At 66.9% G+C, this 22,140-nt stretch carries 22 protein-coding genes; 17 read left to right on the forward strand and 5 right to left on the reverse strand.

Features of this window, described 5'->3' with window-relative positions:
* Positions 1-6 precede the first annotated feature (6 nt).
* From B0E41_RS10725 to B0E41_RS10770, 10 genes are all read left to right on the forward strand, one after another.
* Entirely contained in the window at positions 7-489 is a 483-nt protein-coding gene (locus B0E41_RS10725; protein WP_077331104.1) for a VOC family protein, read from the forward strand.
* Between the two features lie 27 nt (positions 490-516).
* Positions 517-1,119 carry an amino acid synthesis family protein gene (locus B0E41_RS10730; protein ID WP_077331106.1) on the forward strand — a complete coding sequence of 201 codons (603 nt, stop codon included), beginning with the start codon at positions 517-519 and terminating at the stop codon, positions 1,117-1,119.
* Positions 1,120-1,127: 8 nt separating this feature from the next.
* Positions 1,128-1,973, forward strand: coding sequence for an alpha/beta hydrolase (locus B0E41_RS10735; protein ID WP_077331108.1), 846 nt, complete (start codon positions 1,128-1,130; stop codon positions 1,971-1,973).
* A gap of 4 nt (positions 1,974-1,977) precedes the next feature.
* Positions 1,978-2,274, forward strand: coding sequence for an NIPSNAP family protein (locus B0E41_RS10740; RefSeq protein WP_077331110.1), 297 nt, complete (start codon positions 1,978-1,980; stop codon positions 2,272-2,274).
* 159 nt (positions 2,275-2,433) lie between these two features.
* Positions 2,434-4,110 carry a bifunctional 3-(3-hydroxy-phenyl)propionate/3-hydroxycinnamic acid hydroxylase gene (locus tag B0E41_RS10745; RefSeq protein WP_077331112.1) on the forward strand — a complete coding sequence of 559 codons (1,677 nt, stop codon included), beginning with the start codon at positions 2,434-2,436 and terminating at the stop codon, positions 4,108-4,110.
* Positions 4,111-4,150: 40 nt separating this feature from the next.
* Positions 4,151-5,125, forward strand: coding sequence for a tripartite tricarboxylate transporter substrate binding protein (locus B0E41_RS10750; protein ID WP_077331114.1), 975 nt, complete (start codon positions 4,151-4,153; stop codon positions 5,123-5,125).
* Between the two features lie 59 nt (positions 5,126-5,184).
* Positions 5,185-6,612 carry an NAD-dependent succinate-semialdehyde dehydrogenase gene (locus B0E41_RS10755; protein ID WP_077331116.1) on the forward strand — a complete coding sequence of 476 codons (1,428 nt, stop codon included), beginning with the start codon at positions 5,185-5,187 and terminating at the stop codon, positions 6,610-6,612.
* Between the two features lie 29 nt (positions 6,613-6,641).
* Entirely contained in the window at positions 6,642-8,090 is a 1,449-nt protein-coding gene (locus tag B0E41_RS10760; RefSeq protein ID WP_077331118.1) for an NAD-dependent succinate-semialdehyde dehydrogenase, read from the forward strand.
* Between the two features lie 62 nt (positions 8,091-8,152).
* Positions 8,153-9,610 (forward strand): aldehyde dehydrogenase family protein, encoded by a 1,458-nt coding sequence (locus B0E41_RS10765; protein WP_077331120.1) that lies wholly within the window; start codon positions 8,153-8,155, stop codon positions 9,608-9,610.
* An 11-nt stretch (positions 9,611-9,621) separates the two neighbouring features.
* A complete protein-coding gene (locus B0E41_RS10770) occupies positions 9,622-10,623 on the forward strand; it encodes a helix-turn-helix domain-containing protein (RefSeq protein ID WP_077331122.1) in 1,002 nt (333 codons plus the stop codon).
* On the opposite strand, the gene B0E41_RS10775 is transcribed toward B0E41_RS10770, so the two are convergent.
* On the reverse strand, positions 10,610-11,284 hold the full coding sequence (locus B0E41_RS10775) for a TorF family putative porin (protein ID WP_077331124.1): 675 nt from the start codon (positions 11,282-11,284) through the stop codon (positions 10,610-10,612). The two genes, B0E41_RS10770 and B0E41_RS10775, sit on opposite strands and share 14 nt — an antisense overlap.
* 136 nt (positions 11,285-11,420) lie before the next feature.
* Positions 11,421-12,542 carry an ABC transporter substrate-binding protein gene (locus tag B0E41_RS10780; protein WP_077331125.1) on the reverse strand — a complete coding sequence of 374 codons (1,122 nt, stop codon included), beginning with the start codon at positions 12,540-12,542 and terminating at the stop codon, positions 11,421-11,423.
* A 307-nt stretch (positions 12,543-12,849) separates the two neighbouring features.
* Here B0E41_RS10780 and B0E41_RS10785 point away from each other — a divergent pair, with 307 nt between their 5' ends.
* From B0E41_RS10785 to B0E41_RS10815, 7 genes are all read left to right on the forward strand, one after another.
* Complete coding sequence (locus B0E41_RS10785; RefSeq protein WP_077331127.1) at positions 12,850-14,325, forward strand: APC family permease; 1,476 nt, start codon at positions 12,850-12,852, stop codon at positions 14,323-14,325.
* A 221-nt stretch (positions 14,326-14,546) separates the two neighbouring features.
* Positions 14,547-15,878, forward strand: coding sequence for a glutamine synthetase family protein (locus B0E41_RS10790; protein ID WP_077331129.1), 1,332 nt, complete (start codon positions 14,547-14,549; stop codon positions 15,876-15,878).
* Positions 15,879-15,885: 7 nt separating this feature from the next.
* Positions 15,886-16,632 carry a gamma-glutamyl-gamma-aminobutyrate hydrolase family protein gene (locus B0E41_RS10795; RefSeq protein ID WP_077331131.1) on the forward strand — a complete coding sequence of 249 codons (747 nt, stop codon included), beginning with the start codon at positions 15,886-15,888 and terminating at the stop codon, positions 16,630-16,632.
* 11 nt (positions 16,633-16,643) lie between these two features.
* Positions 16,644-17,909, forward strand: coding sequence for a cytochrome P450 (locus B0E41_RS10800; RefSeq protein ID WP_077331133.1), 1,266 nt, complete (start codon positions 16,644-16,646; stop codon positions 17,907-17,909).
* A 7-nt stretch (positions 17,910-17,916) separates the two neighbouring features.
* The gene (locus tag B0E41_RS10805; protein ID WP_077331135.1) at positions 17,917-19,167 is read left to right on the forward strand and encodes an FAD-dependent oxidoreductase; all 1,251 of its coding nucleotides are present in this window, start codon (positions 17,917-17,919) and stop codon (positions 19,165-19,167) included.
* The gene (locus tag B0E41_RS10810; RefSeq protein ID WP_077331137.1) at positions 19,164-19,484 is read left to right on the forward strand and encodes a 2Fe-2S iron-sulfur cluster-binding protein; all 321 of its coding nucleotides are present in this window, start codon (positions 19,164-19,166) and stop codon (positions 19,482-19,484) included. Before B0E41_RS10805 ends, B0E41_RS10810 begins: the two co-directional genes overlap by 4 nt.
* Positions 19,485-19,561: 77 nt before the next feature.
* Positions 19,562-20,263: a helix-turn-helix transcriptional regulator gene (locus B0E41_RS10815; protein WP_171984733.1), complete on the forward strand. Its 702-nt coding sequence runs from the start codon at positions 19,562-19,564 to the stop codon at positions 20,261-20,263.
* A gap of 7 nt (positions 20,264-20,270) precedes the next feature.
* On the opposite strand, the gene B0E41_RS10820 is transcribed toward B0E41_RS10815, so the two are convergent.
* The 3 genes from B0E41_RS10820 to B0E41_RS10830 all read right to left on the reverse strand — a co-directional run bounded on the left by B0E41_RS10820 (position 20,271) and on the right by B0E41_RS10830 (position 22,073).
* Positions 20,271-20,738, reverse strand: coding sequence for a GNAT family N-acetyltransferase (locus tag B0E41_RS10820; RefSeq protein WP_077331143.1), 468 nt, complete (start codon positions 20,736-20,738; stop codon positions 20,271-20,273).
* 146 nt (positions 20,739-20,884) lie between these two features.
* Positions 20,885-21,526, reverse strand: a complete 642-nt coding sequence (locus B0E41_RS10825) for a nitroreductase family protein (RefSeq protein WP_253194772.1) — start codon at positions 21,524-21,526, stop codon at positions 20,885-20,887.
* Position 21,527: 1 nt separating this feature from the next.
* Positions 21,528-22,073 carry a cytochrome b gene (locus B0E41_RS10830; protein ID WP_077331141.1) on the reverse strand — a complete coding sequence of 182 codons (546 nt, stop codon included), beginning with the start codon at positions 22,071-22,073 and terminating at the stop codon, positions 21,528-21,530.
* Positions 22,074-22,140: the final 67 nt, after the last annotated feature.

Consider the following 22,140-nt stretch of genomic DNA (forward strand, 5'->3'; position numbering starts at 1 on the left):
CCGGTCATGAGCACGTCATCGATCAACGTCAAGCCGCGCATCCTGCGCACCCATTTGGCGCTCTACGTCAAGGACCCACACGCCAGCGCCAGCTGGTACGAAGACATTCTGGACATGGAGATCACGGCGAGCGAGCCGCGCTGGGTCTTCCTGTCGTTCGGGAAAAAGCACCACGACATCGCCCTCATCAAGGCCGACCCGGCCATGCTGCGCGCCATGCAGATCGGCGACATCAACATGCAGCACTACGGTCTGGAGATCGACGGCGGCTTGGACGACCTGCGCCGCCTGTACGGCATGTTGCTGGCCAAGAACGTGCCCGTGGTCAAGCTCACCGACCACAAGGTGGGCTACGGCCTGTACTTCACCGACCCCGACGGCCACCGCTTCGAGTTCTTCCTCGAAACCGTGCACGACGACGAAGAAGGCAAGCGGGTGCTGGGCCACTACAACGCGCCCAGCGACCCGTTCGACCTGCAGCCCCTCTGATCCCTTTCCTCCCCAGAAGACCCCATCATGAAGTCCCCCAATTTCGGCATCTTTCACATCCGCAAGTGGTTCCTGCAGGTCGAGGACAACCTGGCGGGTGAGACCGGCGCGCCCGCGGACGGCGAGCCGCTGCGAAAGATCGTCATCGCCGCCTGCATCCACAACCCCTGCGCCGGCCGCTACGAGCAAGACCTGAGCGCCTGGATCGAAGGCTCGCCCGAGTTGGGCCGCGAGTTCGGCCGCCGCATTCAGGAAGCCGCTGGCAACCAGAAGATCGAAAGCTACGGCAAGGCCATCCTGGTCGGCATGGACGGTGAGTACGAACACGGCAACGCGCTGCTCACCAACCCGGCGGCCGATCCCATCCGCGCGACGCTCGGCGGCGGCAAATCGTGGGTGCCGTCCACGGGCAAGCGCGGCGTTCCGGGAACCATTCTCGACATCCCGCTGGCCCACAAGGACGCCCTCTACGTGCGCTCCCACTACGACTCGGTGAGCGTCAGCTTCAACGACGCCCCCAACCGCGACGAGGTGCTGGTGTGCTGGGCCTTCGCCACGCGCGGGCGCCTCAATGCGCGCCTGGGCGGCCTCAAGGCCGCCGACGTCAAAGGCCTGGACGGTCTGGTCTGAGCGCCACGATGGAACGCAGCGACCACCATGTGACCAGCGCCGGCCTGCGCCTGCACGTGACGCAGTGGGGCGCACCAACGGCCCGCCCGGTGGTGATGCTGCACGGCATCCGCGGCTACGCCGAAACCTTCGCCGGCATCGCGGCGGCCCTGCAGCCCGACTGCCGGGTCATCGCCTTCGACCAGCGCGGGCGTGGCACGTCGGACTGGGACCCGCAGCAGGGCTACTACACCGGCGCCTACGTGAACGATCTGGCGGCGGTGGTGGATGCCCTGGACCTGGACCGTTTTGATCTGCTGGGCCATTCCATGGGCGGCATCAACGCCATCGTCTACGCCGCGCGTTTCCCCGAGCGGGTGAACCGCCTGCTGGTGGAAGACGCGGGGCCAGGTGCCTTCGAGGCCAGCCCGGGCGCCATCCGCATCCGCCGCGAACTGGCCACCACACCCAGCCACTTCGCCACCTGGGACGACGCCCGCGCCTTCATGCGGGTGCTGCGCCCCAGCGTGACGGAAGAAGCGCGGGAGCAGCGCCTGCAGAGCATGCTGCGCCCGGCCGATGGCGGTGGCTTCACCTGGCGGTACGACCACGTGGGCATCGCCGCCACTCGCCTGAACCCCGACCCGGCCCGGGTGGTGGACCTGCGGCCGCACGTGGCAGCGCTGGCCTGCGAGACCCTGGTGGTGCGGGGTGGAAAGTCCGACTACCTGCAGCCCGAGATGGTCGAGGACATGCAGCGCCTGAACCCCCGCATCCGCAGCACCGTGGTGCCCGATGCCGGTCACTACATCCACGACGACCAACCCGCGCTGTTCCACCAGCTGGTGCGCGACTTCCTGGTCCCCATTCACTGACACCATGCTCCACGAACTCAGAACCTACACCCTGGTGCCCGGCGGCGTGCGCGAGTACCTGCGCCTCTACAACGAAGCCGGCCGCGCCGTGCAGACCGAGCTGCTGGGCCGCCTGGTCACGCTCATGCAGCCCGAGAGCGGTGACCTCAACCAGCTGATCTACATCTGGGCCTTCGACGACTTTGAAGACCGCCGCCAGCGCCGCGCCGGGTTGATGGCCGACGAACGCTTCGCAGCGTTTCGCAAATCGGTGCGCCATCTGCTGGTCCGGCAGGAAAGCCAGCTGCTGACGCCGGCTTGAAGGTGAAACACCCCTGCAGCGCTTCGCGCTACCCCCAAGGGGGCGGCACTGGCCGTCCGGCAAAGCCGGCCCGGCGGTGCCCTGGGCTGCACCGCGTCATGCACAGGTGCGCTGCTCCGGAGCCATGGAAACCGACAACCCTTACTGAGAGACAAAGCCATGAAGCCCACCATTGACACCGAAGTGCTGGTCGTCGGCGCAGGCCCGGTCGGCGTGTCCATCGCCAACCTGCTTGGCCACTACGGCGTGAAGACGCTGATGGTGGACCGCAGCCCCCAGGTGCTGGACTACCCACGCGCCGTGGGGCTGGACGATGAGGCCCTGCGCACCTTCCAGGCGGTCGGTCTGGCCGAAGCCATGTTGCAGGACATGATCCAGAACGTGCCCATGCGCATGTACACGGCCGACAAGCGCTGCTTCGCCGAGATCCTGCCCAGCACGCGGGAGTTCGGCTGGTTCCGTCGCAACCTGTTCTCGCAACCCTTGGGTGAAGTGACGCTGCGCAAGGGCCTGGAGCGCTACCCCCACGTCACCACGCGGCTTGGTGTGGCCCTGCAATCCATCGAGCAGGACGCCGAAGGCGTGACGGCGCTCCTCCAGGCCGACAACGGCGAAGCGATCTCCGTTCGCGCACGCTACCTGGTGGGCGCCGACGGCGCACGCAGCACCGTGCGCGAAGGCGCGCTGAAGACGCCCTATGAAGGCCAGACGCACCCCAACAAGTGGGTGGTGATCGAGTGCGATCAGGACCCGCTGGACGCCCCCTACACGGCGCTGCACTGCGAGCCGCGCCGTCCCTACGTCTGCCTGCGCCTGCCCTATGGTCTGCGGCGCTGGGAGTTCATGCTGTTCCCGGGCGAGGACGGTGAGCTGATGCTTGCACCCGACAAGGTGCAGGAACTGCTGCGCAACCACGTTCCAGACCCCGAGCGCCTGAACGTGATCCGGGCGCGCGTGTACACGCACAACTCGCGCGTGGCCAAGTCGTTCGTGGGCGGGCGGGTCTGCATCGCCGGCGATGCCGCCCACATCACCCCGCCGTGGATCGGGCAGGGCCTGAACGCCGGTCTGCGCGATGCGTTCAACCTGTCCTGGAAGCTGGCCTGGATCGTTCAGGGCCGGATGAAGCCCGAGCTGCTCCAGAGCTACCACGACGAGCGCCACGCGCACACCAAGGCCATGATCGATCTGGCCGATCTGTTCGGTGCGGTGCTGTCGCAGCGCAACCGTTTTGTGGCCTGGATGCGGGACCGGTTCTTCCTCTCCATCCGCAACGTGCCCAAGTTCCGGGACTACGTGTTGCAAATGAAGTTCAAGCCCATGCCCCGGTTCTCGACCGGTGTGGTGCTCAACAGCGGCAACACCACCCAGGACGAACTGGTGGGACGCATGTTCATCCAGCCCAATGTCGAGCGCGTGGTGGGTCACTGCGAGAAGCTCGACAACGTGATCGGTGGTCAGTTCGCGCTGCTCTCTTGGCGCTGCGATCCCTTGGCGCAGGCACCCGCCGCGCTCGTGAGCCAGCTTCAGACCCTCGGTTGTGTTCGCCTGGTGGGTGTGCGCGCCCGCAGCGGTTCGAGCGAACCGGGCGTGTCCGCCGCCTGCCCGGCGGTGACGGTCATCCAGGACATGGAGAACGACCTGCAGCTGTGGTTTCAGAAAAAGAACGTCGACTGGGTCCTGCTGCGGCCGGACCGCTTCGTGGCCGCCGCCGGCCTGGCCCCCGACGCGCCCGCACAGCTCCAGAAGTTCTGCGACGCCGTGTTGCCCACCACCGCACCTGCCCCGCGCCATGCACCAGCGGATGCGAGCGCCGAAGCACCGATGGCGGTGTGAGTCGCCCCCTCTCCATCAACCAACCCAAAGGACGATCCCCATGAACTCCCTCCAATCGTGTGTGCTGGGCAGCGTGATGCTGGCGGTGGGCCTGGGCGCGGCCCATGCGCAAACCTGGTCTGCCACCACGGTGCGCATCGTCGTGCCCTATCCCGCCGGCACGGAGCCCGACGTCCTGGCCCGCGACCTCGGCAACGCCTTGTCCAAACAGACCGGCAAGACCTTTGTGGTGGACAACAAGCCGGGCGCCAACTCGATCATCGGCACCGACGTGGTGGCCAAGGCCGAGCCCGATGGCGCCACGCTGCTCATGGTGGACCGGCTGGCCCTGGTGACCAACCCCATGCTGTATTCGAAGCTGCCGTACCAGTGGGAAGAGGCCGTCAAGCCCGTGACCGATCTGGCCCGTGTGAACCTGATGATCGGCGTGCGTTCGGGACTGCCCGTCAAGACCTTCACCGAGCTGGTGTCCTACGCCAAGGCCCACCCGGGCAAGCTCAATGCGGGCACCGGCGGCAACGGCCATGTGACGCACATCGGCATGGAAATGCTGTCCAAGGCGCACGGCTACACCCAGACCTACGTGCCGTACAAGGGCATCGGGCCGGCCATCACCGGCCTGGCCTCGGGCGAGGTGGATGTGGTCATCGCGGGCGGCATGGCGCTGGCGGCGCAGGCCAAGTCCGAGCGCGTGCGCCTGCTCGCCATCGGCGACGAGCAGCGCGCGGGCTTCGCGCCCGAAGTACCCACCCTCACCGAGGCCGGCGGCAAGGCCGGTTCGATTCCGTCGACCGTGTTCGCGCTGTTTGCGCCTGGCAAGGTGCCTGACGCCGTCATCACCCAGATTCACCAGGCGGTGACCCAGGCCGTGGCGAACTCGCCGATGAAGGCCAACTACGCCGCGCGCGGGCTGGAGATCGGCACCTCCAAGCCGGCCGACACCTTGACTTCCATGAAGCAGGAAACGGTGAAGTACGAAAAGATCATCCGCGAAGCGGGCATCAAGATCGAATGACGACTCACCTGCCGGCACCCGTCTTCGAGTGCCGGTTTCTGTTGCGAACGAAAGACCCCATGTACCCCACGCTCACCCTCTACATCGACGGCCAGTTCATGGAGGCCGGTGCCCGCCAGACACTGGCGGTGACCGACCCCGCAACGCTGGAACGCCTGGGCGATCTGCCCTGCGCCACCGTGCAGGACCTGGACTCGGCCCTGTCGGCCGCCGAGCGGGCTTTTGTGCAGTGGCGAAACGCCTCGCCCATGGACCGCTCGGCCGTGCTGCGCAAGACCGCCGAGCTGCTGCGCAGCCGGGTCGAGGTCATCGCCCACGGCATCACGCGGGACAACGGCAAGCCCCTGGCCGATGCGCGGGCCGAGGTGCTCAACAGCGCTGAACACGTCGAATGGCACGCCGAAGAATGCCGCCGCATCTACGGCCGTGTGGTGCCTTCGCGCGACCCGCGCGTGCGCCAGATGGTGATCCGCGAGCCGGTGGGCGTGTGCGTCGCGTTCAGCCCCTGGAATTTCCCGCTCAGTCAGGCCATCAAGAAGGTGTCCGCGGCCATCGGGGCGGGCTGCACGCTCATCCTCAAGGGGCCGGAGGAGTCGCCCAGCGCCATCGTCGAAATGGCGCGCGCCTTCCACGACGCCGGTCTGCCGCCGGGCGTGTTCAACGTGGTGTTTGGCCATCCCGCCGAGATATCGAAGCACCTGATCGAGTCGCCCGTGGTGCGCCAGGTGTCCTTCACCGGCTCGGTGCCCGTGGGCAAGCAGTTGGCCGCGCTGGCCGGCCAGCACATGAAGCGGGTCTGCATGGAGCTCGGTGGTCATTCGCCGGTGCTGGTGTTCGACGATGCCGACGTGGACGCGGCGGCCGCGCTGTTGGCGCGCATGAAGACGCGCAACGCAGGGCAGGTGTGTGTCTCGCCTTCGCGCCTGTTTGTGCAGGCCGGTGTATACGACCGTTTTGTGGCACGTTTCGTGGACACCATCGAGTCGGTACAGGTGGGCAACGGCCTGGAGCCCCAATCGCAGATGGGGCCGCTGATCCACGACCGCCGCCTGCAGGCCGTGCGCGAACTGGTGGACGACGCCACACGCGCCGGCGGGCGGCTGCTCACCGGTGGCGCGCGAATGGGCGACGGCGGTCACTTCTTTTTGCCCACTGTCATTGCCGACGTGCCCGCTCACGCGCGGATCATGAGCGAGGAGCCTTTTGGCCCGGTCGCGTCGGTGGTGAAGTTCGACAGCACCGAGCTGGCGCTGCGGCTGGCCAACAGCGTGCCCTATGGCCTGGCGTCCTACGTGTTCACCGAGTCGCACAAGACCGCCACCCAGGTCATGAACGGGCTGGAGGTGGGCATGGTCAACATCAACCACTCCGGCATGGCGCACCCTGAGCTGCCCTTTGGTGGCGTCAAGGACAGCGGCATCGGCAGCGAAGGCGGCACCGAGACCTTCGACGGCTTTCTGGTGACCAAGATGGTCACGCAGATCTGATCTTTCTTCTTTGTTTACCCGGTTCCTCCATGCTTCAACTCAAAGATCCCTCCCTGCTGCCTGGCCGGTGTCTCGTCGACGGCCAGTGGGTGTCGGGCACGGCGTTCATCGAGGTTACCAACCCGGCCACCGGCGCCGTGATCGCCTCGGTGCCGCGCCTGGGCGCCGCTGAAACACGCCTGGCCATCGAGGGCGCCAACCGCGCCTGGCCAGCCTGGCGCGCGCGCACCGCCAAGGAGCGCTCAGCGGTCCTGGCGCAGTGGTACGCGCTGATCATGGCCAACCAGGACGACCTGGCCCTCATCATGACCAGCGAACAGGGCAAACCGCTGGCCGAAGCGCGCGGTGAAATCGCCTACGCGGCGTCCTTCATCCAGTGGTTTTCGGAAGAAGCCAAGCGCGTGTACGGCGACACCATTCCCGCGCCGGTGGCCTCGCAGCGCATCGTGGTCACCAAAGAGCCCATTGGTGTCTGCGCCGCCATCACGCCCTGGAACTTCCCGGCCGCCATGATCACGCGCAAGGCCGGCCCGGCGCTGGCCGCAGGCTGCACCATGGTGGTGAAGCCCGCGAGCCAGACGCCCCTGACCGCGCTGGCGCTGGCTGTGCTGGCCGAGCGGGCCGGTGTGCCTGCGGGCGTGTTGTCGGTGGTCACCGGTTCGGCGCGCGATGTGGGCGACGAGCTGGCCGACAACCCGCTGGTGCGCAAGCTTTCGTTCACCGGCTCCACCGAGGTCGGTCGCTCGCTGATGGCGCGCACCGCCGCCACCGTGAAGAAGGTGTCGATGGAGCTGGGCGGCAACGCGCCCTTCATCGTCTTCGAGGACGCCGATCTGGACGCCGCCGTCGAAGGCGCCATCGTGTCCAAGTACCGCAACGCCGGCCAGACCTGCGTCTGCGCCAACCGCCTGTACGTGCACAGCAAGGTGTACGACGCTTTTGCTGCCAAGCTGGCCTTGGCGGTGGCCCAGCTCAAGGTGGGGTCGGGTGTCGATGCAGACGTCCGCATCGGTCCGCTGATCGATGACAAGGCCGTTCAGAAGGTGGAGCAGCACATCGCGGACGCGGTGTCCAAGGGCGCGAAGCTGCTCACCGGCGGACAGCGCCACGGGCTGGGCCAGAGCTTCTTCGAGCCCACGATCCTGAGCGACGTGACGCAGGACATGCTGGTCGCCCGCGAAGAGACCTTCGGCCCGCTGGCGCCGCTGTTCCGTTTCGAGACCGAAGACGAGGTGGTGGCCATGGCCAACGACACCGAGTTCGGCCTCGCGAGCTATTTCTATGCGCGCGACCTCGGCCGCGTCTGGCGCGTGGCCGAGCGCCTGGAGTACGGCATGGTCGGTGTCAACACCGGCCTGATCTCCAACGAGGTGGCGCCCTTTGGCGGCGTCAAACAGTCGGGCATCGGCCGCGAAGGTTCGCACCTCGGCATGGACGACTACCTGGTGGTCAAGTACATCAACATGGCCGGCATCTGAGCAACAGCGACGGCGCCTGAAGTGGCCGCGCCACTGATCCATACAACGACAGGAGACAACGCATGAACACCCCGATTCCGCAACTGAACAACTTCATCAACGGCCAACACCAGCCGGCCCGCTCGGGCGCCACCTTCGAGAAGCTGGCACCCGCCACGGGCAAGGTCTGCGCGAGGGTCAGCGCTTCCGCCGCCGACGACGTGAACGATGCCGTGTCTGCGGCCAAGCAGGCGCTACGAGGCCCCTGGGCGGCGCTGCCCGGCAGCGAGCGGGGCCGTTGCCTGGCGCGCCTGGCCGACCTGCTCGAAGCGCAGGCCGAGGCCTTCGTGACCACGCTGACCACCGAGCAGGGCCGCCCCCATTTCGACATGCGCGTGATGGACCTGCCGATGTCGGTCGACACGCTGCGTTACTTCGCCGGCTGGGCCGACAAGCTCGAAGGGCGCACCGTGCCCACCGCGGGTTTCATGGGGCGCCAGATGCTGCACTACACGCGCCTGGAGCCTGTGGGTGTGGCGGCGCTGATCGTGCCCTGGAACGCGCCCTTGATGATCGCGATCTGGAAGCTCGCCCCGGCACTGGCGGCGGGCTGCACCGTGGTGATCAAAACCTCGGAAGACGCGCCGATGGCGGTGGGCCAGCTCGGCGCGCTCGTGGCCGAAGCGGGCTTTCCGCCCGGCGTGGTCAACATCGTGCACGGCATGGGCCCCGAAGCTGGTGCGGCGCTGACCGCCCACCCCGACGTGAGCAAGATCAGCTTCACCGGCAGCACCGGCGTGGGCCGCATCATCGCCCAGCAGGCCGCGGCGTCGTTCAAGCGCGTCACGCTCGAGCTCGGCGGCAAGGCCGCCCAGATCCTGCTGCAGGACGCGAACCTGGACGAAGCGATTCCCGGCGTGGCCATGGGCCTGTTCGTGAACCAGGGGCAGACCTGCGCGGCCGGCTCGCGCATCCTGGTGCACCGCTCGCTCGTGCCGCAGGTGGAGCAGGCGCTGGCGGCCGCTGCGGCGTCGATGAAGCTCGGTGGGCCGGATGTGAAAGGCGCGCAGATGGGCGCGCTGATCAGCGCGCGCCACCGGGAGCGTGTGCAAGCCAGCATTGGCACAGCACTGGCCGAAGGCGCCCGGCGCTTGTGTGGCGCCGAGGGCGACACACCCGCGAACGGCTTCTTCATGCGCCCGACGGTCTTCACCGACGTGACGGCCGATATGCAGATTGCCCAGGAAGAAATCTTCGGGCCGGTGGGCGCCATCATTCCGTTCGACACCGAAGCCGAAGCCGTCGCCCTGGCCAACGACAGCCGCTACGGGCTCTCGGCCAGCGTCTGGACGCGCGACGTGTCCGCCGCGCACCGCGTGGCCGCGCAGCTCGAAGTGGGCGCGGTGGCCATCAACTGCTGGAGCCCGCTGGACGCGCGCCTGCCCTGGGGCGGCACCAAAGACAGCGGCATCGGGCGCGATCTCTCGCGCAAGGCGCTGGACGCCTACCTCGAAGAAAAAGTGGTTTCGCTCGCGCTGTAAGCCGCTTTCTCATGAATGTTGAAGTGCGTTCTTTCAACGACGTGCACCAGCACGCACGTGCCATCCCGGGTTGGTCTCAACACTACGACCAGCTTTCGCCGGGATCGCTCAACAGCAGCCTGCGTCAGGTGTCCACCCAGACCTTCCAGATGTTCCATGAGGTGCTGAACCGGCAGGTGGTGCAGCGGGGGCAGTGCCCCCCTCGACGCTTGTGCCTGGCGGTGTCGGACATGGCGCTGGAAGCCTCCAGTGCTGGGCGCTCCAAGCCGCCTTTGTCGCGCGTGGTGCTGCTGCGCAACAGCGAGGAGTTCATGCTGCACGCGCCACAAGGTTTGAGCCTGGTGGCGGCCAATGTGGACTTCGACCGCTTCATCGAGATGGCGGAACTGCATCTCTTGCCCCATCAGACCGCACTGGCCAGAGGCGCAGCGGCCTTGGCAGTGAACGAAGCGACGGCAACGCGGCTCAAAGACACCCTTTACCTGATCCTCCTTCAGACCCGCCAGCAGCCAGCCAACAACGCACCGACGGCGACCCTGGACAAGGTGATGGACGAGATGCTGCTCAACGCCTTCCTGGACCTGTTTGCCGCGGTCGGGGACCCGCGCACACAGACGCGTTGTGGCTCGTCAGTGAGCAGCTACATGGTCAGGCGCAGCCGCGAACTGGTGGAGGGCAACGTCTGCAGTCCCCTGAGCATCCTGGACCTCTGTGCACAGCTTCGGGTCAGCCGTCGCACGCTGCAGGCCAGCTTCCAGCGCGTGGCAGGCATCGGTCCCCTGGAGTACCTGCGCAACCTGCGGCTCAATGCCGTGCGCCGCCGTCTGGGCACGACAGCGGCGCATGAGTTGCAGGTGGGTGACGCGGCGGCCGAGATGGGCTTCTTCCACCTCAGCCATTTCGCGCGCCACTACCGCGAGCTGTTTGGCGAGCTGCCATCCGACACCCTGCGTGCGGATGGCCGGCCCACGGTGGCGCATGCAGGCCACCGCGGGACGCTCAGAAGCTCTTGAGCAGGCCGACCACCAGGCGGGTTTTGCCCGCCGGGCCGGTCTTGGCGGTCTCGGCACCGCTGATGCGGCCGGAGGCCATCAGGCCGCCGCCCAGGTCGTAGACCAGACCCAGGTGAGCGTCTTTCGCGCTGTCCATGTTGTGGCGGTTGCGGAATCCCACGCCAGCTTCCAGGGTCAGCTTCTCGCTCAGAGGTTGCGCCAGCGAGAGCGCCAGGCGGGCCGTCTTGTTGCCGTTGCCAAAGCCATGGCCGTACTGGGCCGAGAAGATGCCGTGGCCCAGGCGCAGGTACCACTCGTTGGCGTTCCAGCTGCTGTCCTTGGGGTACACGAAGCGGATGGCGCCGATGTCGTAGCGCCAGCCCTGGCCGAATTCGCCACGGTAGCCGCCGTACAGGTCAATCTCCAGGTCGGCCTTGCCCTGCGCGCCGAACTGGCCGGTCGAGTTCCAGTTGCCGACATAGAGGCCGTTGCCGAAGTCATGGTCGACGCCGCCTTGCAGGGCCGGGCGGACGTTCTTGGGTGCGCGCACGTCCTGGTCGATGCCGTTGTACTTGTACAGCGATGTCAGACCCACATTGAAGGACAGACCTTCGGCGGCAACGGGGGCGGCGATGGATGCCAGCGCGAGGACGGCAGCGAGGGGACGGATGAATGGGTTCATGTTGTCTCTTTCTGGGGAGTGGTGGGATGTTCCCCGCGCCTTGCGCAGACCACCGGCACGGGGCGGACCGGATTCTGGGCCGAGGGTCGGCAATCGATGAGCCTGAAATGGCAGGGCTTGTCGGTCAGGGCCGCGCTCAGTAGCGCAGACGGCCACCGAAGGTCACGATGCCGATGTCCAGGAAGTCCAGGCCGACGTGATCGGTTTTGGAGAACGTGGCCTTGAGGCCGCCGAGGTCGAACGGACTGCGTTGCTCCAGCGCATCTCGCAGCCCCGCGGCCGTCACCGGTCGGGCGGTCTGCCGCAGGGCTTCCACCAGAAGCCGTGCGGCCAGGAAGCCTTCCAGGGACAGGGTGCCGAGCCGTGTGTCCTTGGGCGCGTACTGCTTCATCTGGGTCTGGTAGTCGCGCACAGCGGGCAGGGTGCCGCCGAACGGGTTGGGCACGACCTGGGTCACCGTCATGCCCCGCGAGGCCGCTTCGCCGGCGTGGTCGAACAGCCGTCCCGATTCGTTGTAGGACGCGCCGTACACCGGCGTGAAGAGGCCTTTCGCGCGGAGCGTCTTGAGCAGCTTCGCGGTTTCTTCCACCGGCAGCATGGACACGATCGCCTCGGCGCGCATCTGCGCCACCTGTTCGAACGGCTTGTCCAACTGGCCGCTGCTGGCCGCGACCGCTGCACGACCGACCACCTCGATCGCGGGGGTCCGCGCGGCGGACTGCTCGAAGTACTTCACCTCGCCCAGGGTGGCGGGGTCATCCCAGTGGATCAGGGCCACCTTGCGCAGCCCGACGGTGCGCAGCTGCTGGGCGAGCTTCTCGTACTCGCTGTTTTCGCCCTGGGTGAGGTGAAAGACGTGCGACCGGGTCGGGGAGCGCAGCTGCACGGCGGCGGGCGAGGTGCCCAGCAGGGGAATGCCGATGCGGCCGAAGGTGTTGGCTTCGAGGGTGGCCACAATCGTCTCGGGACCGATCAGGTACAGGAAGGCCACCGGGTTCAGGGTGGCGGCGGCCTGTTCGATCTGTTTCAGGGCCTGCGCCGGGTTGGCGGCGTCGTCCAGCGACACCAGGCGCACGGTGTCGCCCCGGATGCCTCCGGTGGCGTTGACGTGCGCCAGGTGGGCCAGCATGCCGGTGCGCAACTCGTTGGTGTAATGCGCCAGCTCGCCTTTCTGCGGTGCCACCTGCACCACCACCAGCTCGACGGCGCCGGCGCCCCGGGTCATCAGGGCGCCGGCCAGCAGGCACAGGGGCAGCACCAGGCGGGTGGTCCTCCCTGTTGATCTGCAGAGAGGCAAAACATTCGTGTCGTGGCGCAACGTGGATCTCCTGGGTGCTCTTGGTACGGGGCATGCTAGGGGTGGCCCGCGATCGCCTGTAGCCCGAATCGGCAGCTTGGTGGCCGGGGTGCGTCGCCGCTGCAGGGCGCGCAAAAAAACTTGCCGATCCGGGCTAACCACCGCAGCATCAGCGCCCCTAGAGTCGCGACAGTCGCGGACGTTCCGCGATCCCCCATGTGCCGGCGCGGGGCTTTGTTATCGGCAGCAGACAGGCAGTGAAAACAACATGGCAGTCGTCCACCAACCGTCAGAGCAGGAGAGTCCTGCGTATCCCCCCCACGGCGGGCCTCACGAGCTCCGCAAGAACTCACTGGGTCTCATCTCGGTGACGTTCATGGTCATTTCGGCGGCCGCCCCGCTCACCGGGGTTGCCGGGGCCGTGCCCATCGCCTTCCTGCTCGGCAACGGCACGGGCGTGCCCGCGACCTTCCTCTTCATGACCCTGATCATGTTGGCCTTCTCCGTCGGCTACGTGGCGATGTCCCGCCACGTGCGCAACGCCGGAGCCTTCTATGCCTATGCGGCCCGGGGCCTGGGCGGCTGCTGGGGCGGCGCCACGGCGATGGTTGCACTGGTGGCCTACAACGCCCTGCAGTTCGGACTCATCGGTCTGCTGGGTGGCGTCTCCGCGGGCGTGTTCGGCGGCTTCGGCCTGGACATGCCCTGGTGGGTCTACAGCCTGGTGGCCGTGCTGCTGGTCGGCATCTTGGGCTACCGGCAGGTCGATCTGTCGGCCAAGGTGCTGGTGCTGCTGGTGCTGCTGGAGTACCTGATCGTGCTGCTGGTGGACTTTGCCATCCTGGGCTCGGGTGGTGCCAGCGGGCTGTCGATGAACCTGTTCGACATGTCCGCCATCAGCTCGGGCTCGTTCACCGTGGCGGTGCTGTTCTGCCTCGGTTCGTTCATGGGTTTCGAGGCCACCACCATCTATGCCGAAGAGGCCCGCGACCCGGACGTGACGATTCCGCGCGCCACCTACCTCTCCGTGCTGCTGATCGGCATCTTCTTCGTGTTCACCACCTGGCTGATGGTCGCCGGGGTGGGTGCGGCCGAACTGATCCCGACGCTCCAGGGCCTGCAGGACCCGACCAGCTTCTTCTTTGAACTGGCAGGCCGCTATGTCGGTGGGCCGGTGCCCGCCATCGCCGGGGTGCTGCTGGTGTCCAGCCTGTTCGCGGCGCTGTCGGCCTTCCACAACTACATCGCCCGCTACAGCTACGTCGCCGGGCGCGAGGGTCTGCTGCCCGCAGCCTTTGGCCGCACCCACTCGACACACCAGAGCCCGCACGTCGGCTCGGTGGCCCAGAGCATCGGTGCGCTGATCGTGCTGGCGGTGTTTGCCGGCCTGGGCCTCGACCCGGTGCTCAACATGTTCACCTGGATCTCGCAGATCGGTGTGCTGGGGGTGCTCGGCATGATGTCGATCACGTCGCTGGCGGTGGTGGCCTTTTTCCGTCGGCACGCTGAAGCCTCGCTGTTCACCGCCTGGGTCATGCCGGTGATGTCCGGCCTGATCATGGCCGTGCTGTTCGTCTACATCTTCTTCAACTTCGGCGACCTGACGGGGACGCAGGGGGGCACTCTCGGGATCGTCCTGCCTTCACTGATCCCGCTCGCCGCCGTGGTGGGCTGGCTGCTGGCCAGCCGCCTGCGGGCCGCCAATCCGAAAGCGTTTGCCGTGATGGGTGCCAGCCGCACCTGAAGCGCTGGCCCGTCGTGGCCCAGCCCACGCATCCAAGGTTCCAGGGGGAGAGATCCCCCTGGTTTTTTTTGTCTGTGTCTCAGCGGCTGATGCCGCCTCATCTCATCAGACGATGGTGGATTTGTCCCGATCTTTCTACATTGGAATGCCTAGCACGGCATCGAGAAAAGCGCACTGATTGATGTCAAAAACTCTTCCATCCACACCACCTGAACAAGACCATGAGACCAGAAAGCGCGGACCGATTCCTCACCATTGCGGTTGTCGACACCAACGGCCTGCTGCGGGGCCAGAAGGTGGCCGCCAGCGAGCTGCCCGGCATCCTGGCCAGCGGCATGGGCATGTCGCCGGCCCAGCTGGCGCTCGACCCCACCGACGTGTTCCTGAGTATGCCCGGCGTCACCGACGGCACGGGTGACTTCCACGACAGCGCCCTGATCGTGGACACCGGCAGTCGGCGCGCGATTCCCTGGGAAGTGCCCTCCGACCAGGGGCTCTACCTGGCCGAGTTCTCGGGCGACGCACAGGCCTTCTGCCCCCGCAGCGTGCTGCGCAAGGTGCTTGAGCGCGCCGCGGCCATGGACGTCTTTCCCAAGCTCGGCTACGAGCTGGAGTTCACGCTGTTCAACGAGACCGCCGAGTCCCTGCAGGCCAAGCAGTTCGACCAGCTGCGCACCGCCACCGCCCACGCCAGCCACGACCTGGTGATCTACCAGGCCGCGCAGTCAGAGTTCTACAACGGCGTGGCCGATTTCTGCGAGCCGTTGGGCATTCAACTGGCCAAGATGCACGAAGAGATTGGTGGCGGCTTCATGGAAGCCTGCATCGCCGCCAACACGGCCATGGCCGCCGCCGACCAGGCGGTGCTGTTGAAGAACTTCCTGCGCGTGTTCGCCATGCGCCGCGGCCAGACCATCAGCTTCATGCCGCGCTGGTCGGAGCAGGCCGACAGCCAGTCCAGCCACATTCACATCTCGCTGCTGGACGGCGCCGGAAAACCCTGCTTCTGGAACGCGGACGCCGATCACCACATGTCCAAGCGCTTCCGCCACTTCATCGCCGGCGTGCAGCGCTACCTGCCCGATTTCATGCTGATCTTCGCGCCGACGGTGAACAGCTGGCGCCGTTTCGCCGAAGGCACGTTCGCGCCGCCGGCCTTCACATGGGGCATCGAGAACCGCACCACCTGCCTGCGCGTGGTGGGGCACAGCCCGTCATCGATCCGGGTGGAGAACCGCCTGCCGTGTGCCGACGCCAACCACTACCTGACCGCCGCTGCCAGCATCGCGGCGGGTCTGGCGGGCATGGAGGCCGAGCTGGAGCCCAGTGCCGCCACGGTAGGCAACGGCTACCTGCCCGACGCTCGCCACGGCCCGCCATTGCACAAGAACATGCAGGCCGCGATCGCGGCGCTGCGCGGCTCGGCCTGTGCCAAGGACTGGCTGGGCGAGCGGTTTGTCGAGACCTTCAGCGCCACCCGCGAGGCGCAGTGCAAGTCGTTCGTCGGCAAGTCGCTGATCGACGAACGCCGCCGTTTCTTTGAACTCGGGTGAGGCGGCCATGCTGATCGGCATCCTCGAATGCGGCCAGACCAGTCCCGACTGGATCGAAGAACACGGTGAGATGGCCGCACCGTTTCCACCCTTCCTGCGCGGCGCCGATGCGGCGCTGGAATTCAGGGTCTACAAGGCGCACCGCAATCAACTGCCCGCGCACGCGCACGAGTGCGACGCCTGGCTGGTCACCGGCAGTCCGGCCAGCGTGCACGAGCGTCTTCCCTGGCAGCCCGCGCTGGCGCAGTTTCTGATCGGCGCGGCGCGGCAGCGGCCCGTGGTGGGCATCTGCTACGGCCACCAGCTGCTGCACGACGCGCTCGGTGGCGTGGTGCAGCGTTCCGGCAAGGGCTGGGGTGTGGGCGTGCAGGACTATCCGCTGCAAGCGGTCCCGGATTGGGCGCCCGCCGGGCTACTGGACGGCGAGGCCTTTCACCTGATCGCCCTGCACCAGGACCAGGTGACCACGCCGGCCCCGGGCACCCGCATCCTCGCCGGCAACAGCTTCTGCCCGGTGGGCATCACCACCATTGGCGAGAACGTGTTGACCATCCAGGCCCACCCCGAGATGACCACCCGCCTGGCGCGCGCCATCTACGAATCGCAGCGCCCGCAGCAGGGCGACGCAGTGACAGACGCCGCCGTTCAGAGCCTGCAGACCCGCATCGACAGCCGGCCCGCGGCGCACTGGGTGCTGGCCTTTGTGCGCCACCGCCTCGCCAGCCTCGCGTCCAACGCCCACCCCGCATCCTGAAGGGAACCCCCATGACCTCACTCACGATCAACCGACCGACCACCCAGGTCGACCTCACCGACCCAGGCGTCTGGCACCAGGCCGTTCCCGCCGAGGAGTTCACGCGCCTGCGCCGCGAATCGCCCGTGGCTTGGAATGAACGCACCGACGGCCACAAGGGCTTCTGGGCCGTGACCCGCTACGACGACATCGTCGCGGTGTCGGGCAACACCGGCGTGTTCTCTTCCCGCAACGGCGTGATCAGCCTGGACGACTTTGACGATCAGCAGAACGACGCGCGCCGCACGCTGCTGGAGATGGACGCGCCCCAGCACCCCAAGATGCGCATGGTCACCGTGCCGGGCTTCATGCCGCGGGCGGTGGCGGCGCTGGAGGCTTCGGTGCGTTGCACCACCACGCGCCTGCTCGATGCGGTCCTGCAGTCACCGGAGGTGGACGTGGTGGAGGTGCTGGCCAAACAGCTGCCGATCTTCACGCTGTGCCGCCTGCTCGGCATCCCTGAAGACCGCCGTGACGACATGATCCGCTGGAGCGACCAGCTGGTGGGCTCGGACGACCCCGACTTCATCGACCCGGCCGTGGCCGCGGTCCCGGAGGCCGAGCGGCGCCTGCTGCCGTTCGGGCACCCGGCCTCGCTGCAGGCTTTCGAGCTGGGCCTGCAACTGGCGCAGGAGCGGCGGCACCAGGGCACGGACGACATCGTCACGCGGCTTGCGCTGGGCACCTGCGACGGCCGGCCGCTGTCCGACGCCGAGTTCTGCAACTACTTCCTGATGCTGGTGGTGGCCGGCAACGAAACCACGCGGCACTCCATTTCCCACGGCATCAAGGCCTTCTGCGACTTTCCGGACCAGTGGGCGCGCTTCCGCTCGGGCGGGGTCGATGCGCGGGTGGCTGCCGACGAGATCTTCCGTTGGGCCAGCCCGGTGCATTTCGTGCGCCGCATCGCCACCGCCGACACGGAGCTGGCGGGCGCGCAGATCGCCCGCGGCGACAAGGTGGCCATGTACTACGCCTCGGGCAACCGGGACGAGGCGCACTTCGATGCGCCGCACAGCTTCCGGATCGACCGCACACCCAACCAGCACATGGCCTTCGGTCGTGGCGGGCCGCACTTCTGCCTGGGCACGCACGTGGCCAAGCTGCAGGTGAGCGTGCTGCTGGAAGAGATGGCGAAACGGGTGGCGTCCATGTCGCTCACCGGGCCGGCCGACCGCCTGCGCAGCAACCACGTGCACGGCATCAAGCGCCTGCCGGTCGCCTTCACATCCGCCTGAGGCCACCATGCGCACACCTCATGCCGTCATTCTGGGAGCCGGACACGCCGCGGCGCAGCTGGCGACCAGCCTGCGCCAGCAAGGCTGGCAGGGCGACATCACCCTGGTGGGCGAAGAGCCGGTGCTGCCCTACCAGCGCCCGCCGCTGTCCAAGGCCTACCTGGCGGGCCAGATGAGCCCCGAACAGATGCTGATCAAGAACGCCGCGGCCTACGAGAAGGCGGGCGTGAGACTGCGCCTGGGCGTGCGGGCCCTGCGCATCGACCGGGCACAACAGCAGGTGCGCCTGAGCACCGGCGAGGTGCTGGACTACAGCGCCCTGGCCCTTACGCTGGGCGCGCGCGTGCGAGAGCTCTCGGCGCCGGGCGCCCAGCTGCCGGGGGTCTTCCACCTGCGCACCATCGCCGACCTGGACCGCATCAAGGCCCATGCCGCCGCGGGGGGGTGCCGGCGCGCGGTGATCGTGGGCGGGGGCTACATCGGGCTCGAAACCGCTGCCGGGCTGCGCCATCTGGGCCTGTCGGTGAGCCTGCTCGAAGCCATGCCAAGGTTGCTGCAGCGCGTCACCAGCGCCGAGGTCTCGGACTTCTACCACCGCGTGCACACCGAAGAGGGGGTGGACATCCGTTGCGACAAGAGCGTGCAGCGCATCCTCGGCGAAACCGCGGTCACGGCGGTGCAGTGCGAGGACGGCGAGACCTTGCCGGCCGATCTGGTGATCGTCGGCATCGGCGTGCTGCCCAATCTGGAGCTGGCCGATGCGGCGGGGCTGGTCGTTGGCCACGGTATCCGCGTCAACGCATTCGCCCAGACCAGCGATCCGCAGATCGTTGCGGCCGGCGACTGCACCGAGTTCTTCAGCGAAGCCCATGGCCGATTGCTGCGGCTGGAGTCGGTGCCGCACGCCATGGCCCAGGCCAGTTGCGCCGCGGCCACGCTGTGCGGCAAGCCCGTGCCCTACCAGGCGCAGCCGTGGTTCTGGTCCGACCAGTACGACCTCAAGCTGCAGATGGCCGGACTCTCGCAAGGCCACGAGCAGGCCGTGGTCCGCGGCGACAGCCGCCAGGGCCGCAGCTTTTCGGTGTTCTACCTTGCGGGCGGTCGCGTGTTGGCCGTCGACTGCGTCAACCGACCCAAAGACTTCATGCTGGGCAAGAAGCTGATGGCTGCCTCCGCAGAGGTGTCTCCTGATGCGCTGGCCGACGAATCGCAGGAGCTCGGCCGCTGGCTCTCAACAACCGAAACACACACACCATGATCAACATCACTTTCATCGACCACCTGCAGCAGGCCACCCGTGTGCAGGCCGACGTCGGCGCCTCCCTGATGCAGGCGGCCGTGGACAACAACATGGCCGGCGTGGTCGGGGAGTGCGGGGGCTTCGGTTCCTGCGCCACCTGCGTCTGCCAGGTCGACGCGTCCTGGGTGGACCGGCTCCCGCCGCCCGAAGCCATGGAGAGCGCGATGCTGGAGTCTGTGGCGGCCGACCTCCCGAACAGCCGCCTGTGTTGTCAAATCACCTTGAATGCGGATCTGGCGGGCCTGACGGTGCACCTGCCCGAGAGCCAGTACTGAGCGGCTGGGGGCCTGGCGATCACAGCCAGCGGTGGCGACAGATCCGTGCGCAGACACACCACTGATCGGGCAGGATGATGGCGACCTCGGATGTCTCGGACGATTTCAAGCGGGCCCTGTTTGCCCTGGTTCACCGGCTGATGCCGGTGGACGGCATCCGGTTTTTCATCTACGTGCCCTGGGCGCAGCTGCAGCAGGACAGCGCGTCACACGCGCACCTGGACACCATGCTGCGCCAGTACGCCGAGACCTACTGGGCACTGGACCCGATGCACCCCTCGCGCTTCGAGGACCAGGACACGGTGGTGGTGTCCAACACCATGCTGATGTCCGACGCTGAATGGCGCCAGAGCGAAATCTTCACCGGCTTCTACCAGCCCAACGGCCACTTCCACAACTGCGACGTGTTCTTCAAGCAGCAGGGCCGCATCGTGGCAGTGCTGTCGCTGGTGCGGCGCGATCCGGCGAAGCCGTTCACCCCGGCCGAGGTGGCGAGCCTCAACCAGGTCCAGCCGTTTGTGGAGTACAGCCTGGGCGCCATCCACGTTGCCAGCCGCGTCATCAGCCGGACCAGCCTGTCGGCGCGCTTTCACCTGACGGCCCGGGAGCTGGACGTGGTGGAGATTGCCGTCACCGGCATCAGCAACAAGGCGCTGTGCAGGCACCTGGGCATCTCGCTGCCCACGCTGCGCAGCCATGTGCAGAACATCTACACCAAGGTCGGGGTTCGATCAAATTCGGAGCTGATCGCCACGCTGGCGCCCATCCAGTTCAGCTAGGGTCTGTTCACACTTCTGGCGCTGTGCCAGGGATTTTGCTGTAGTCGTAGAACATATCGCCGCGAATCCAGCCAGCAGCCTCATACACGGATTGCGCGGCCCGATTGGTTTTTGCGGTTCGCAAATCCATGCGCAGAGCACCGTTCTCGGCTGCATGGCGCTCTGCCGCTGCCAGCAGCGCACCACCTGCGCCGCATTTGCGCGCCTCGGGCTGAACGAACATGTCATACAACACGAGGATGGGTCCAGCGAAGACGGAGCAGAAGCTGGGATAGAGCTGGCAGAACCCAATGGTTGCCAAATCGTTGTGTGCAACAAGGATCACCGATTCCCGGTTTGTCAGCCGTGCTCGGATGTACCCTGTCGCGCACTGGAGGTCTGGCTTCATCCCATAGAACTGCCGATAGGCGTCGAACATGGTGCCCACAGCATCAATGTCTTCAAGCTGACCGTATCGGGTTTGAATGTTGTTCATGGGGGCTTCTTTTTTGAGTTGTGTGGCCAATTACAGTGAACGGATTCAATTGGCAACGAAGCAGAGCGGTTGTGGCTGGCGCACCATGCCCATGCGAAGCGACCGAGGAATCACATCGATGAGTTCTCGGCCACGACGCGTTCCGCTCACACGATGGCCAGAACGTCTTCCACTGGGCGGCGTGGCTTGCGCGGCCAGTTGCCTGGCGCGGGACGGCCGATCGCCACCAGCATGACGGGGAGTTCGGTCGCTCCGATGCCGAACTCGGCGCTGACGGCCGCTGCGTCGAATCCGCCCATCGGGGCGCTGGCCAGTCCCAGGGCCTGCGCGGCCGTCATCAGGGTCATGGCCGCCAGCGCGCCCGAGCGGATCGCCTCGTCGCGCTGCTTCACCGGCTTGTCGTGCATGCCCCGGTGGGTGTCGTTCGCCCACGCCTCCAGATCCTCCGGCCCCATGTGGCCTGCATCGACCAGGGGCTGGAGGTTGGCTCGGATGCGCTCATGACCGTTGAGGGTTCCGATGACGATGACCGTCACGGCGGCGTCGGCCACCTGCTGCTGGCCATAGGCCAACTGGCACAACTTTTCCTTGCCCGCGGCTGACTTGACCGCAATGAAGCGCCAGTTCTGCAGGTGGTAGGCACTGGGCGCTTCGCAGGCGTAGGCGATGAGGTCGGCGACCAGGTCGTCGTCGATCTCGAAGGCTGGGTTGAAGTGGCTGGTGGAGACGCGCGCGCGGATCAGTTTCAGCGCTTCGGTGCAGGGGTCGAGTGGGAGGGGCATGCTCATCTCACAGCATCCGCTTCAGCACATCGTTGTCGGGGTTGCTGTCGAAGAAGCGGTGCTTGATGACTCCGGCCAGGTGCAGCACCACCACCGCGAGCAGGGTGTAGGCCAGGATGGCGTGCAGCCAGTCGGCGGCTTCGTAGACAGCCTCGTTTTTCGGGAACAGCTCCGGCACGTGGATACCGAAGAAGGTGACGCCGTCGCTGTACTCGAAGGTGCTCGACAGGGTGTAGCCCGTGATGGGGAGCATCACGATAAGGGCGTAGATGGCCCAGTGGGCCGCGTGGGCCAGCTTGCGGTCGAAGGCGGGCAGGGTCGCTGGCAGCTCGGGCGGCACGTAGCGCAGCCGGTTGCTCAGGCGGATGAAGATGAAGAGGAAGGCCAGCAGGCCGAAGGACTTGTGCCACCAGTACAGCTGACTGGCGAGGGGCTCTCGGGTCTCGTCGTAGGGCGTCATGTACCAACCGCCAAAGATCTGGCCGAGGATGAGGATGGCCATCAGCCAGTGGAGCACACGCATGCTCGTGGGGTACTTGTCGTGATTGTTCATGTTCAGTTCTCCTGCGGTCGGTGGTGGGGTGGTCGGTGGGTGGAAGGTGAGAGAAAGCGGGTCAGGG

It is taken from the genome of Hydrogenophaga sp. A37 (genome assembly GCF_002001205.1).
In the GTDB taxonomy this organism is placed as follows: Bacteria; Pseudomonadota; Gammaproteobacteria; order Burkholderiales; family Burkholderiaceae_C; genus Hydrogenophaga.